Source organism: Micromonospora sp. CNZ303 (genome assembly GCF_004345505.1).
Window position 1 is genome coordinate 282697 of the sequence record NZ_SLVT01000004.1, and the last position, 13717, is coordinate 296413.

General features: G+C 70.5%; 15 protein-coding genes. 8 read left to right on the forward strand and 7 right to left on the reverse strand.

Features of this window, described 5'->3' with window-relative positions; genetic code table 11:
- Positions 1-29: 29 nt before the first annotated feature.
- The 3 genes from EV374_RS09640 to EV374_RS09650 form a co-directional block, all read right to left on the reverse strand.
- On the reverse strand, positions 30-584 hold the full coding sequence (locus tag EV374_RS09640) for a GNAT family N-acetyltransferase (protein ID WP_486485657.1): 555 nt from the start codon (positions 582-584) through the stop codon (positions 30-32).
- Between the two features lie 8 nt (positions 585-592).
- On the reverse strand, positions 593-1975 hold the full coding sequence (locus tag EV374_RS33310; protein ID WP_486485658.1) for a helix-turn-helix domain-containing protein: 1383 nt from the start codon (positions 1973-1975) through the stop codon (positions 593-595).
- Between the two features lie 292 nt (positions 1976-2267).
- The gene (locus EV374_RS09650; protein WP_165947733.1) at positions 2268-2960 is read right to left on the reverse strand and encodes a poly-gamma-glutamate hydrolase family protein; all 693 of its coding nucleotides are present in this window, start codon (positions 2958-2960) and stop codon (positions 2268-2270) included.
- Positions 2961-3359: 399 nt separating this feature from the next.
- On the opposite strand from EV374_RS09650, the gene EV374_RS09655 reads away from it, so the two are divergent.
- The 6 genes from EV374_RS09655 to EV374_RS09680 all read left to right on the forward strand — a co-directional run bounded on the left by EV374_RS09655 (position 3360) and on the right by EV374_RS09680 (position 7956).
- Entirely contained in the window at positions 3360-3653 is a 294-nt protein-coding gene (locus EV374_RS09655) for a hypothetical protein (protein ID WP_132233708.1), read from the forward strand.
- Positions 3650-4720 (forward strand): FAD-binding oxidoreductase, encoded by a 1071-nt coding sequence (locus EV374_RS09660; protein ID WP_132233710.1) that lies wholly within the window; start codon positions 3650-3652, stop codon positions 4718-4720. Before EV374_RS09655 ends, EV374_RS09660 begins: the two co-directional genes overlap by 4 nt.
- The gene (locus EV374_RS09665; protein WP_132233712.1) at positions 4720-4989 is read left to right on the forward strand and encodes a DivIVA domain-containing protein; all 270 of its coding nucleotides are present in this window, start codon (positions 4720-4722) and stop codon (positions 4987-4989) included. The genes EV374_RS09660 and EV374_RS09665 overlap by 1 nt, the downstream gene beginning before the upstream one ends.
- 67 nt (positions 4990-5056) lie before the next feature.
- Positions 5057-6370: a VWA domain-containing protein gene (locus EV374_RS09670; RefSeq protein ID WP_132233714.1), complete on the forward strand. Its 1314-nt coding sequence runs from the start codon at positions 5057-5059 to the stop codon at positions 6368-6370.
- Positions 6367-7194, forward strand: coding sequence for a peptidase (locus EV374_RS09675; protein WP_486485659.1), 828 nt, complete (start codon positions 6367-6369; stop codon positions 7192-7194). Before EV374_RS09670 ends, EV374_RS09675 begins: the two co-directional genes overlap by 4 nt.
- A gap of 204 nt (positions 7195-7398) precedes the next feature.
- The gene (locus tag EV374_RS09680; protein ID WP_132233716.1) at positions 7399-7956 is read left to right on the forward strand and encodes a CYTH domain-containing protein; all 558 of its coding nucleotides are present in this window, start codon (positions 7399-7401) and stop codon (positions 7954-7956) included.
- Between the two features lie 16 nt (positions 7957-7972).
- Here EV374_RS09680 and tmk read toward each other — a convergent pair whose 3' ends face one another.
- Genes tmk through EV374_RS09695 form a run of 3 tightly spaced genes read right to left on the reverse strand, consistent with a single transcriptional unit; the run spans position 7973 to position 10819 of the window.
- Complete coding sequence (gene tmk / locus EV374_RS09685; RefSeq protein WP_165947734.1) at positions 7973-8572, reverse strand: dTMP kinase; 600 nt, start codon at positions 8570-8572, stop codon at positions 7973-7975.
- Positions 8569-10050, reverse strand: coding sequence for a B12-binding domain-containing radical SAM protein (locus tag EV374_RS09690; RefSeq protein WP_486485660.1), 1482 nt, complete (start codon positions 10048-10050; stop codon positions 8569-8571). The genes tmk and EV374_RS09690 overlap by 4 nt, the downstream gene beginning before the upstream one ends.
- On the reverse strand, positions 10016-10819 hold the full coding sequence (locus tag EV374_RS09695; protein WP_486485661.1) for a DNA glycosylase family protein: 804 nt from the start codon (positions 10817-10819) through the stop codon (positions 10016-10018). The genes EV374_RS09690 and EV374_RS09695 overlap by 35 nt, the downstream gene beginning before the upstream one ends.
- A gap of 174 nt (positions 10820-10993) precedes the next feature.
- Between EV374_RS09695 and EV374_RS32870 the strand changes: the two genes are divergently transcribed.
- Positions 10994-12721, forward strand: a complete 1728-nt coding sequence (locus EV374_RS32870) for an HNH endonuclease (protein WP_207913970.1) — start codon at positions 10994-10996, stop codon at positions 12719-12721.
- 46 nt (positions 12722-12767) lie between these two features.
- Here EV374_RS32870 and EV374_RS09705 read toward each other — a convergent pair whose 3' ends face one another.
- On the reverse strand, positions 12768-13088 hold the full coding sequence (locus EV374_RS09705) for a GYD domain-containing protein (protein ID WP_132233720.1): 321 nt from the start codon (positions 13086-13088) through the stop codon (positions 12768-12770).
- 251 nt (positions 13089-13339) lie between these two features.
- Here EV374_RS09705 and EV374_RS09710 point away from each other — a divergent pair, with 251 nt between their 5' ends.
- On the forward strand, positions 13340-13687 hold the full coding sequence (locus EV374_RS09710) for a DUF6223 family protein (protein WP_132233722.1): 348 nt from the start codon (positions 13340-13342) through the stop codon (positions 13685-13687).
- The last annotated feature ends 30 nt before the right edge of the window (positions 13688-13717 follow it).

A 13717-nucleotide genomic window follows, 5' to 3' on the forward strand; every position in this document is an offset into this window, starting at 1 on the left:
TGGGTGCAGCGGGCGGAATCGGCCGTTCTCTACCTGGCCTGTCTGCTCCGGTGGCTCGGTGAAATCTGCTTCACCAGGACGTCGTACGTGGGTGCCTGCTCCCAATCAGGCCGGAGCGTGGTGATCTTTCGCCAGCCCCAACTCTGGTAGGCCGCCTGGGCTGGAGTGTTGTCTGGATCAGCCAAGAGGGTGGCCCGTTCCTCGGCACGCCCAGCGAGTAGCTCGTCGTGCAGCGACTTGGCGATTCCTCTGCGGCGCCAGCCAGGGGCCACCATCAACTCGCTGATGGCGAAGGTCCGCTTCCCGTCCTCGTCGGTGAACCCGGCCGGGACCGGCTCGTGGATGCCGCCCCACCACCTGGTCTCGGCGGGCAGCGGGAAGCCGTAGATGTATCCCACCAGCTCGCCGTCGGCCGTGGCGGTGACGAGGTCCCAGCCGTCGCGCTGCATGTGGCCGGCAAGCTGGCGGCGGTAACGGTCCTCGCTGTGGAACTCGCCGCCGTCCGCGTACACCGTCAGGTAGAGCTCGACGAGCCGATCGGTAAGTCCGGCCGCCTGGTCGGTGGTGTGGTGCCGCAGTTCCAAGCCCTCGATCAGGCGTTCACCGCCTGGTCGTACGCCTCGACGAACTTTCGGGTCGCGGCCGTCGCCCGCTGCGGTTGCCCCAGGCTGGACCGGAGCTGCGCGAGGTGGAGGCTCACCCGCCCGGAACTCACCTGACCAAGTTCAGGCAGCAGGTTCATTGCCGTCCAAGCAGCCTCGTCGAGGTTGCCCTGCCGGCAGGCGGCGTCGGCGAGTTGGACCGTGTAGTAGATGTGGTTGCGCCGGAGAACGGGGGAGGGGTTCGCCGTGATGGTTCGGAAGGCGTCGGCGGCGCGTTCGGGCCTGCCCAGGGCGAGGTAGGCGAGGCCCTCGATGCCCTTGATCTCCTGCGCGGTGACGAAGTGAAGGAACGGCATGTCGTCCTCACTGGTGCCGCGTTCGAACTCGCGTTGAGCCTTGCTCATCGCCCGGTGGAAGCCGCTCATGTCGTTCAGGGCGGCGTACGTTCTCGCAGCACGCAAGTGCAGCAGCGTGGCCAGTCGTGGGGTGCCCCACCCGGCGGAGGAGCGGAGTGCCGCTTCGACGGCGTGCAGCGACTCGCCGGGGCGGTCCTGACGGGCCAGCAGCGCGAGGTAGGCGAATGCACGTACCTCCATCCGCGGATCGTCGGAGAAGCGGGCTCTGGTGATCGCTTCGTTCAGGTAGGCCCTGGCTTCCGGGCGGCGATTCGCGTCGATCGTGAGCCAGGCCGTCTCTATGGCCAGGTCGGCGAGGGTGGCCTGGAGGGCTTCGCCGACGTCCCGGCTGTAGGTGGCCTTCGCCGCCCACTCCGAGAGCCGGGCGTGCATCCGGACAGCGAGGCCGCAGAGCTGGTTGGCACCGACCGCTGCATCAGTGCGGCGGAACTCGTCCACCAGCGAGCCGACGGCGCGAACCTGCTCCATGCTGATGCTTCTGGCCGTGTTGTGGGGTACGGCAAGCAGGTCGAGGGAACCGGTCGCGGCGATGCCCGCGAGTGCGGCGAGGGCATGGAACTGTCGGCGGTCCGTAGTGCCACCTCCTTGGCTCGATGCCGCGAGGTCGGCATCAGTCCGCGCCGGCGTCTCTGTCGGTCCGGCTTCTTTCACGGGTACGGGGTCGCGCTCCGCAACCTTGGTCAACCGGGCGGGGAGACTGAACCACAGGAAGCGGGGCGGGACCCGGAGCAACTGCGTCCAGTGCGCCAGCCGATCCAGGTGCACCAGCGGCGGCCCGTTCTCCACCCGGCTGAGCTGCGCCTGCGTGATTCCCAGCCACCCCGCCACCACGGTCTGCGGCAGCGCGGCCCGCCCGTGGTACGGATGACACCGGTACGCCCGGATCACCCGTCCGAGGTGCCGCTCCGCCAATGCCCGTCGAACCGGCTCATGCTCCCAGAAGCTCGCCGGCACCACTGGCGGTGCGCTTAGCCTGTCCCGCTCGGCGGCCTGGCACGGCGCGCAGCGCCCGCTGTCGTTGTCGCGGGCCAGTCGTCCGCCACACCGGGGGCAGTTCGCGTGTGTCACCGGCAACCTCGCCATGCGCAGGTGGCTCCGTCCGTCTCGCCTCGTCGAGCCTATCCATTGAAGCCGCTCCGTGCAGACGCGGTTCACGCAGCGCGCATATCGATGATCCTCGCGAAGTCATCCGCCACCCGACAATCCGGCCACAGCCTGGGTGAGACCTGTGCGTCGAGGTGGCGGCCTGTCAGGCGTACACGCCCTGCACGGCTGCGACGAACGCCTGCCCGCTCGTCGAGGACGGCCCGTCCTTGGTCGGGAACAGCTCCATCCGTAGGTCGGACGTCAGCTCAAGCTGAACGCCGGCACCGTCGGCGTCCTTGTTGACGAAGTTCGCGGTGGACGTGCCGGCGATGTCCGCCGGCGCGGGCTGGACGACGCTGAAGCCGGCGGCGCTCAGGGCTGTCGCCAGCTCCGCGCCGGTGGCGGTGTCCCGTCCGCCGATGTAGACGACCTTGCCCGGCTTGGAAGTGCCGTGCACCGACAGTGCGTGGGTCCGCTGGCCGATCAGGATCAGGCACTCCTCGACGTCCCAGTTCTCGCTCGTGACGTGTAGCCGCGGGAAGTTCTGACCGGCCGGCAGCATGCCCTTGAACTGGCACTGCGTGTGGACTGTGCCCGCGATCGCGCCCGCGATCTCGCTGGTGCGCGACTCGATCGAGCCGCCGTGCGGGGCGACGACGATCAGCGGCGAGCTGGTGATCTTCCAGCTCAGCTCGTAGGCGACGCCCGCCTGTTCGACCTTGCGGAGCGCGGTCATCGACGGATACTCGGCCACACTGCCTACCGGGGCGGCTGCCTGGTGCGTAGGGGCGTCGCCCACCCGAGCGATGCCGTACCCCGTCAGCATCACGAGCGGAACGGCGAGGGCGCTGAGCATCCATCGGGCATGTCTGTTCATGGGGATTCTCCTTGTTGCCGCGTCGATCTCGCCTCGGGGACTCTATCCACCGATATCACTCTGTGCGGGGCCGATGTGCGCAGCGCGTATTCGTGCCGTTCTCGACTGCGCAGCCGCGACCAAGAGGCGTGAGTGACGAACCGAATGCGCAGCGTGCATCGCTGTCACGGTGATCGCGGCATAGCGGGAGCCTTGGCCGGAGCCGAAGGTCGACGCATGGCCCGGGGCGGGTGCTGGCTCCGGAGCTGCGTCGACCCGAACGACACAGCTCCGCTCCCGCCCGCCCCGGCGCCACTCGAAACCGTTGGCAAGGGGCCCTTCCTCTACCGAATCCGTTAACAAGGGCACCTTCCTTACACATCCCCGTGAGGAGTGGGCGTGAGCGTGCAGGAGGTGGTCGGGCGGTGGCTGCGGCTCGTGGTGGCGGACGCGGAGCTGTCGCCGTACCTCATCGGGGTCGACCTGGAGCGGCTCGGCGCGCACCTGGCGGCGGGCCTCGCCGCAGCCGTCGAAGGCCAGCCAAGAGAGGACCCGTGGCGCGGGTTCGGCCTGTCGGAGGAGCAGCACCGGCGCGTCGTCGACTACCTGGCGGGGGTGCTCTGGGCGCTCGACGTGCCCGACGAGCGGATCGACCGAGCCCGCCGGGCCTTCGCCGGCGAGGTGGGCGCGTGAGCATCGCCGACGCCTGGGAGGCAGCCGTCGAGCGGGGCGCCGACGGCTTCTGGTGCACGCTGGAGGACCGCCGTCCCGGCCTGCTGCCCGAGCGGGACGCGCCGCTGCTCTTCGCCGCGCTCGGCCGCCTCACGGTCGGCGGCGACGACCCGGCCGGGCGGGCGGCGCTGCTGGCGGTGCTCGGCCGCGCGTACCGCCAGCTTGGCCTGCTGCCGCACGCCGCCACGATCGGCGACGCGCTGCTCGCCGCCGTCGCCCGGCGTGCCCGGCCACGGTGGACGCCGCGGCTCGCCGACGCCTGGGAGCACGCCGGCCGCCGCGCCGACGAGGCCGTGCGGCGCGCCGTCGCCCGCGCCGAGGACGGCCCGGCCTGGTGCCCCGCCGAGGTGATCGGCCACGACCGGCCGTGCGACACGATCGCGATCCTGACCGTACGCCCCTGGCAGCGCCTGCCCTTCCGGCCCGGCCAGGCGGTGCCGGTCTGCGCGCCGCGCCGGCCGGGCCGCTGGCGCTGGCTCTCCCCGGCCAACGCGCCGCGCCCCGACGGCACCGTCGAGCTGCACGTCCGCGCCGTCGCCGCCGGGGCCGTCGCCCACAGCCTCGTCCACGACGTACGCCCCGGCGAGCTGCTCCACCTCGGCCCGCCGCGCGACGCCGGCCTCAGCCTGGACCCGTCTGCGCGGCGGGACCTGCTGCTCGTGGCCGGGGGTACCGGGCTGGCGCCGCTGCGCGCCCTGGTCGAGCAAGTCGCCGCCGCGCCCGACTGCCGGCGGGTGACCCTGGTCGTCGGCGCGCGCACCTTCGCGGACCTGTACGACGCGCCAGCCCTCGACAAGCTCCAGCAGGCCCACGACTGGCTGACCGTCGTGCCCGCGTTCAGCCAGGATCCCGGCGCCGAGCCCGCCGAGCAGGGCGACGCCCTCACGATCGCCCTCGACCACCACCGCCCCGAGGACCACGTGTACGTCTGCGGGCCGCCCCCGATGCTCGCCGGCGCGCGGCTGCGGCTGCTCGCCGTGGGGGTGCCCGCCGACCGCATCCACCTGCCGGCGGAGCTGGTGCCCTGATGGCCGTCTACCGCAGCCGGCACGCCCTGCCCGGCCCACTCACCCCCGACCGGGTCCTCGACGTCACCCTGCCGCGTACGCCGATCGGCCGGCGCGGCTACCGGGTCGACGAGGTCGACGCCCTGCTGTGCCGCCTCGCCCACGAGCTGCGCGACCGCACCCGCCAGCTCGACCTCACCCGAGCCGAGAACCACCGCATCAAGGAGGCGCTGCGCACCTGGCAGACCCGGCACGCCGAGGAACGCTCACGGGTCCGCCAGGCCGGCTGATCCTCAGTGGAGGGCTGTGGGGCCGCCCGATCAGTCGCGAGCTTGGTGATCACTAGGATCGGTCTCCGTGATCATCAAACGACGGCTCCCGGCGGTCCTGTTAGGACTGTTGGTCGCCTTCCCGACACTGGGCGTGCCTCCCGCCTACGCCGACGAGCACGAGACCGAACCCGTCGAGCCGCCCAAAGTGGAGCTGGTGCTCGACGTCAGTGGCTCGATGCGCGCCAAGGACATCGGCGGACGTTCCCGTATCGCGGTCGCCCAGGAGGCGTTCAACGACGTCGTGGACGCGCTGCCCGAGACGACGGATCTCGGCATCCGTGTCCTCGGCGCCACCTACGGCGGCGACGACAAGAAGGTCGGCTGCCAGGACACCCAGCAGCTCGTACCGGTCGGACCCGTCGACCGGGTGAAGGCCAAGAACGCCATCGCCACCCTGCGCCCGACCGGCTTCACCCCCGTCGGCTTGGCTCTGCGCGAGGCGGCGAAGGACCTCGGCACCGGCGAGACCACGCGGCGCATCGTGCTCATCACCGACGGCGAGGACACCTGCGCGCCGCCGGACCCCTGCGAGGTGGCCCGCGAGCTGGCCGCCCAGGGCACCAAACTGGTGGTCGACACGCTCGGCCTCATCCCGGACGAGAAGGTACGCAAGCAGCTCGTCTGCATCGCCTCGGCGACCGGCGGGACGTACACCTCCGCGCAGAGCAAGGACGACCTGACCCGGCGGATCAAGCAGATCGTGGAACGGGCCAAGGACACGCACACGAAGACGCCGGCGAAGGTGGCCGGCACCGACGTCTGCGCCAAGGCCCCCGTGCTCACCCCCGGTGTCTACACCGACCGGGAGCGCTTCGAGGAGCACCGGTGGTACCGGATCCCGGTCCAGCCGGGGCAGGAGCTGCGGGCCTCGGTGAGCATCGGCCTGGACCGGCCGTTGAACCGGGATTACGGCGTACTGCTGCGGGCCACCGCCACCGACGGGCGGGAACTGGTCCGGGGCAACGACGCCGGCAGTGGTCGTACCGACGTGCTGTCGACCGGCGTGCGCTGGTCGGCGGCGGACGACGAGGACGAGAGGGAGCCGGAGGACGCCGACAAGGGTGGCATGTTCTCGGACTCGACGGAGAAGGCTCCCGAGCCCACCGTCGTGTGCCTCGTGGTGAGCAACTCGTTCTCCGCGAAGGCGGGCGCCGGTCAGGCTCCGGGCATGCCGCTCGAACTGACCGTCGACCTGGTCGACGCGTCGCCCGCCCCGAACAGCCCGGGTCTCGGCCGGGGCTGGGTGCTGCTGGGCGTACTCATGCTCGCGGGCCTGCTCAGTGGGTTGATCGTTGGTTGGCTGACCCGTTGGTGGGTAGCGGTCTGGAGGACCCGATGAGGATGCCGAAGGCCCTGACCCCGGCCCGCCGGGCGGCGGTGCTGCTCGCCGCCACCGGTGTCGCCGTCGCGCTGCCGGCCGCCGCCGGTGCGGACACCCCCACCCCGTCGCCGGGGGCCGCCACCATCAACAAGGCCGGCACCTCGTTCCTCACCGCCGCCGGGATCAGCCCCGGCCAGCCGGTACGGGTCGGCGCCTCCGTGGGCGACTACCTGTACTGGTCGTTCACGGCTGCGGCGGGGGACACCCATCACGTGGCGGCCACCGTGTCGCTGCCCGCCGCGGCGAGCCGGAAGGGCGACTCCACCTGGACGGTCGAGGTCTTCGACGGGCTGCGCCGCCGGCAGGCGTGTGTCGCGGGGGCGCAGACCCCGGTGGCGTCGAAGAGCGCCGCCACCGTCGAACTCGACTGCGAGCTGCGCCAGGTGCGCTCGTGGGCCGAGCCGTGGTCGGGTGACCCGCTGCCGGGCACCTACTACGTCCGGCTGTCCGGCATCGAGTTGCCAGAGCAGGAGCTGGGCCTGCCGATCGAGGTGAGCCTGCTGGTCGGAGTGGAGTCCGACGGCGACACCGAGCCGGAGGGCGGCGACCTGAAGGAGCCCCTGGTCCCGGCGGTCAACCCGGGCAAGGTGCTCGCCGGCGATCCGACCGCCGGCACCCCGGCCCCGGGGGCGGCCGGTGACGAGGAGGACGGCTGGTTCGACTGGGTGCAATGGCCGAGCCTGTCGTCCCGCTGGTACTGGACCATCGGCGGCGGCATCCTGGCCGCCGTCGCGGGCGTGGTCGGCTTCGCACTGACCCGCCCCCGCCAGCGCGTCGGCTGACCGATGACGGCAGGGCGGGCGTGACTGAACAGGTCATGCCCGCCCTGCCGCCAGCCGGGCGCCGGGTGCGTCGTTCGCTCGGCAGTTTGTGAAGGACGCGCTGGTTTCAACCGACTCGACCACATGGCAGAGTGTCGAGACCGCAACGGCCCGGCCCTGTGGTTGAGTGACCGGGGTCCACGACCACGCAGCCATGGAGATGTGATGACCGACGGGCTCCGGGAAATCGAGGTCAAGTACCGGGTCAACGATCCCGATGTGCTGGCCGAGGCGCTCGAAGCCCGGGGAGCTACTTTCTCGAAGCCGGTGCACCAGGACGACCAGGCGTACGCGGCCGTCGGCTGGACGTACGGGCAGAGCAAGGCGGGCGCGGTGTTCGCCCGCCTGCGGACGGAGGACGGGCGGCACGTCTTCTGCGTCAAGAAGCCGCTCGACAACGAGCTGGCCTGTCAGGAGCACGAGACAGAGGTGCTCGGCCGGGACCAGATGCACGAGGCGATCCTGGCGATGGGTTTCTATCCCACGGTGCGCATCGTGAAGACTCGGCGTACCGCCCGACTCGGGCAGATGTCGCTCTGCCTCGATGAGGTGCGCGGGCTGGGTGCATTCTTCGAGATCGAGGCGATGGTCGGCGGGCAGCGCCCGGCCGCTGAGGTGCAGCGAGACCTTGACCGCTTCGCCCGCTCCTTGGAAGTGGAGTTGGAACGCAGCACCGAGACCTACGATTCACTGATCCGTGCGGCACTGCCGGTCGGGGTCTGACCGTTAATTCCTGCCTTCAGCAGCGCCCGGACCGGACCGAGGAGCGCGGCGGCCACGACGTCAGGCGACTGCTCGCCCACGTCATGGACGTGCACCGCGAATCCGGCGCGCTCAGCTCTTGTGAGACTCGGACGTAGAGGTCCATCTCCCGCCGGCCGGCGTCGAGCCCGCCACGATGAAAGCGGCTGTGGATCCCCCGCGCGGCGGCTCTTGCACGCGAGCGAGCCGGATCGCCCGTAAGGACGACTATGAGGTCAGGGCGGTCAGCGAGGCGGTTGATGTCCCAGATGAAGGCCGGATCCACGCCGTCAAGCCGCTGCAACACCAACGACGTGGCAAGGTAGCGATCGCACAACACGATCTTTCCGGCGGCCAGTGCCGGCCGGACCTCGGTCTCCAGATGGTGGTAGCGGTCAGCGGCGACAAGGCAGGCGAGGGTCAAACCGCGGTAGTCATCCGTTCCGTACCGCGCCGTCTCACCCAGCTTCGTATGGGTCGGTTCCTTCGTCGGGTGCACCTGCCAGCCCTCAGCAGCCAGGGCGCCTGCCAGCAGCGCCGTGGCCGTGGTCTTCCCGACGCCGCTCGGGCCGTCCACGACGATGAACTGGCCGCTCACAGCGACGCCGATCGACCGTGTTGGGCGCGGGCCAGTTCGACGAGTCTGCGCCGCACGTACGGCAGCTCGACCTCACCGAACTGGAGATTCACCGAGAAGTTGAACTCGTCGCGTTCTCGCATCGCTTCGTCCAATCCGTCGCTGGTCAGGTCGACCGCGCCGTAGTCCAGCAACTGCGCCGGGTCGTATCGGCCGGTGGCCAGAAGCCGATGCCACTCCGGCGTTCCTGGATACGGGCGGAACTCGAACACACTGGCCCGGAAGGAACCGGGCTGGCTGTCGGCAAGATCCCACAGCTCGTGGACATGCTGGACGGTCGCATCGAGTTCGGTACGGGTCTCGGTGGGCAAGCCGAGGATGAAGTAGCCCTTGACGCTGATGCCAAGTCGGGTGAGCCGGTGTACCACCTGACGGGTCAGTTCAGGATTGATCCGTTTCCCGATGTGGCCAAGCACTCGTGCGCTACCGGACTCAATGCCGAGCGCCACCTCTCGACAGCCGTTCTCGGCCAGAGTCTCAAGCAACCTGTCGTCTGCTCGGGCGAGTACGTTGATCCGACCTGTGGCGTCCCAGACATATCGGGTGCCCACCCTGGCCTCGCCGAACGCGGCTATACAGCGGCGGATGAATCGCTCATAGCCGAGGAAGAGGTCGTCGACGAAGCGGAACGCCGTTACTCCGTAGCGAGCGTGGACTTCGTCCATCTCGGCGATGATGTTCTCCGGCTCGCGGGTACGGATCGTTACATCAGGATTCGCGCTGACGGCGGCCCCACAGAACGAACAGTCGTACGGGCAGCCTCGGGCACCCACCATGGCTGCCTCCAGCGGCCCGGCGTCTGGGCGGTACGGGTCGGCCGCGAAGTAGCGTCGGTCCACGAACGGCAGGCGGTTGATGTCCGGAGCCAAATGGCCGCCGGTGCCGGGCATGCCTCCCGTGACCGGCGTACGTAGGACGGGATCGCGCCACATGACTCCGGGCAGCACAGCCCGACGGCGGCGATCGTGAAGCAGCTCCGTGACCCGCGTCTCACCCTCGCCGATGACGAGGGCCTCCAAGCGGCCGAACCGGACGTCGTCGATGACCATTGCAGGCATGGCTTTGGCTTGGTGGCCACCCACCATGATCTGAATCGCCGGATCAAGCCCGACCGCGATGCGTGCACTCAGCTCGTAGGTGGGCGCCAGAAGGTTGAAGCCCACCCATCGTGGCGCGGCCTTGTTGGCGATGTCGCAGATCCGGCTGATGCTGAGGCCAAGGGACTCGCCGTCAAGTACGCCGACGTGGAAGCCCTGGGCAGCGGCATAGGTGGCGATGTAGCCCATTCCGAGTACGGGCAGGGTGAAATCGTTGACTCGGGGCCGAAGGTCGTAGTCGCGCAGCGGGGCGTTGACCAGCAGCAGGTCCAGCGGTTCGTTCGGACGGGCGCCGAGGATCGGGCTGTCAGATGGATCCGCTGTGTCGGCAACCGAGGGCAAGGGTGAGCACGGTGTAGGTGGCGAGGCTGTCACCGGTCACTCGCCGCCACGCTCGCGCGAACGACGGTTCGTCAGCGGGCCAGTGATGGTCTGGGTTCGCCCGCCGTGCCCAGGTGCGGATCGCCAGGTCGCCGTATGGATAGAGCGCCCAGTCGTTGCTCCAGTCGGCGACCGCCGCGCCTGCGCTCCACGGGCCGATGCCAGGAATGGTTTGCAGCTCCTTGACCAGTACGGACGGCGCGAGTCTCGACCATGCCTCGCCGTGGGCGAGGAACGCCTGTGCCGCATGCCGCAAGGGTTTCCGCTTGAACGCCATACCACTGTGGGTAAAGTCGTCATCGCTCAGAGTTAGCACACGTTCCGGGGATGGGAAAGAGTGAATGTCCGTCTCATCGGATAGCGCGACCCCGGGGCCGAAGCGCAGGCAGAACTCGCGATAGAGCCGACGGGCCTGCCCCGCCCGGATGACCTGCCGGACGATTGCCGTCGCCAGGGCATCCCACAGGCTGGGGTTGTGCTGCCGTCCCACTGTGCCGAGTGCCGAGAGGGCTTCGTGGATGGGCGCGGCCTGCGGTGGCGCCGGCGATGGCGCGAGGAACGTGGCGACGCGTGGTGGAGGATCGTCGCCGGACACGGCACGGAAGGTGGCCCGTGAGCCGCGGACCGTGAGCAGCCAGGCAGCGTCCTTGTCGTCTGTCAGCAGGCGGTGGAGGTCGTTGCCGTCCGTCTGCCAGGCTGGGTGGTCCGTCAAGAGGTAGTCGAAGCTCACGCCGCCTCCTCAGTGATCCGCAACGTGCGCGATTCTTGCACTCGGAACAGTGCTGGCTGGGATGCCCCGCCGGGTGCGTGCCGGGGATGGCCAAGCCACGGTTGTCGATCCCGGCGGTTCCGCGATGGCCCCTGCGGGGCCACCGGAGCGTGTCGGCGTCGGTAGCCTCCCCGGATGCCGGACTCCACTCTCGACGGTCTGCTCGATTCCTTCACCGAACCGAAGCCGTTCACACCCGACACCGCGGCCCTTGCGCCCCTCGTGCCGGGAACACACGTCGTGCTTCTCGACGGCGACATCGTCTATGTGGGTGAGACGGGGCGGACCCTGCGGGAACGACTCCGCGCCCACCTGCGGAGCAACCGGGGCTCGTCGGTGCTGCACAAGCAGGTCGGCGAGCTGCTCGACCGGGAACTCGGCCGGCAGGCGACCGCCGCCGAGATCGCTGCGTGGCTCGGCCGGTGCGAGATCAGGTGGCGGGAGACGGGCGATCCGAAGGCGCTCAAGGAGGCCCTGCTCACCCTCGTGAATCCACGGTTCAATCGGCTGCTGCCCGGGCAGCGGACCGCGTCCACGGATCCCGTGAGCCGCTTCGAGCGGCTGGCGGGCGGCCCGTACTTCGACTCGGTGGTGGCGGCCAACCGGGCCTACCTCGACGCGGTGGTGCCGGACGCGGTGGCCACCGAGCGGGACCATTGGGCGCTTTCCTGCCTGCCCGGCACCCGGACGGATCCGCCACGGCTGTCGGCTGTCTCCATGAAGACGATGGAGACGTTCGTGCTGCACGAGCCGACCGAGCCGGGCGCCGGTGCCCCGGCCGAGGGCTTCCTGGTCGTACGTAAGTCGGTGCTCGACGGTCACTGGACGCCGGCAGGCTTCCGGGCGGCCCATCCCGGCCTCACCAGGTGGCCGTCGGACTACGTCGATGCCGGGCCGGACCAGGAGGTCCTCGCCGGCGACGTCGAGGACCTGATCGCGGCGCTCGGGGACGAGCGCGTCGTCCTGGCCGCCCGTGCACTCACCGAGCCGCTGCTCCGGTCCCGGACCCTGCATGCGCGGGGCCACAACCAGCCGCTCGCCGACGCGGTGCTCGGCCGACGCGAGCACACCGACTGGATCTGCCCGGTGGACGTGGGCGACAGCTCGTCGGGGGAGGACGTCTGGGAGTACTTCCACCGCGACACCGTTGTCGACTGGCAGCTCCCCGCCGGCTACCGCCACATCGCCTCCGGCGACCGGATCTGGGCGTACGCCACCGAGCCACCCGGACGCCTCGTCGCGGCCGGCGTCGCTTGTGCCGGCCCGTACCAGCGGGCCACGGAGGGCGGGCTGGAGTGGCGGGTGGCGATTCGATGGGACGCCGCCCTGACCCGGCATCTCCGCGACAGCGGGGAGGACGTTCCCGTCCTGCCAGCGGGCCCGGTGCGTGGCGTGCGGGGAATGGACGCGCCCGAGTTCGATCGACTCGTCGATGCGCTGGAGGCGAGCAGAGCGCCGGAGCCCGAGGCGCTGGCGGAGGGCCGTCGCCGCCGGCTCGCGGAGGTAACCGCCCGCCAGGGGCAGGCAGACTTCCGGCGCAGGCTTCTCGAGGCGTACGGGGGCCGCTGCGCCATCACGGGCTGCGACACCGAAGCCGCCCTCCAGGCCGCGCACATCTCGCCGTACGACGGACCCGCCACGAACAGGGTGACGAACGGTCTGCTGCTCCGGGCCGACGTGCACAACCTCTTCGACCGCGGCCTGATCTGGATCGACGACCAGCTCCGCATCCGGGTCAAGGCGGAGGCCGCGCACTACACCCGCCGCAGCGGCGACAAGTTGCACCTTCCGGCTCGTACGGCGGACCATCCCGACGCCGCGGCCCTGCGCGCCCACCGCCGCAAGGTGGCCCGAGTGCCGTGACGCCCTCGGCCGCCACGTCGGCTCCCGTGGCGGCCGGTTCGGCGGGTCAGGCTCCCGGCGGTCGGTAGGCCATCCTCATCTGGAGCGCCTCGTCCATGTCCTGCGGGGTCAGCAGCGGGTTGATCCGGGTGTCCAGGCCGCCGGCCGCCCGGATCGTGGCGGCCAGGGCGACGGCGGTCTGCTGGTCGGGAAGATCGCAGATCACGTACACGTCGTACGGGCCGAGCCCGAAGTCGAACGACTCCATCCGGCCACCGGCGTTCTCGACCAACGCCTGGATCACCTCGACGCGGCTCGCCCCGCCTTCCTTCACCAACCCGTTGATCCCCTCGACCGTGTAGGTCGCCGTGAACAGGAACCTCGCCATCCGGGTACCACCTCCAGGTTCCGGCCGCGCGTACCCGGTGTGCCCGGGTCTAGTCCTGCCGCTCGGCACACCAGATGGCCGTCGCCTGCTTGCCGCCCGGTGGACCAGCCCGGGACAACCAGGGATGTATGGCACCCCGGGCGCGCGCAACCCGGGTGGTAGGCCCATCGCCAACTCCGGCATGACGACCCATGACCACGCCGGTACATACGCTGCCGGCTGTACTCGTCATGCGAGCGAAGGGATCCTCGATGAACGTCCGTCACCTGCTTGCCGCCACCAGTGCCTACACCATGAGCGCCGGGCGACTCGGGGCCACCGTCGCCGCCCTGCTGGGGCTGGCCGGCGTGATCGTCGGCGGGCTGGCTCTGGCCCGCCCCGCCGGTCGGTTCGGCACCGGCTCCGGCCGGCTCGGGGCCACCGTGGCCCTGGCCGCGGGGCTGATCGGCGTCGCCCTCGGCGGGCTGGTCGTGGCCACCTCCGACAGCGGTATCGGCACCGGAAACGGGCGGGGCGGGGCCTACGTTGCCCTGGTGGTGGGGCTGGTCGCCGTGCTCCTCGGCGGGCTGGCCCTGGTGCGTTCCCGGCGCCCCGCCTGATCGCCGACCGGCCGGGGCGTTGGATCGCTG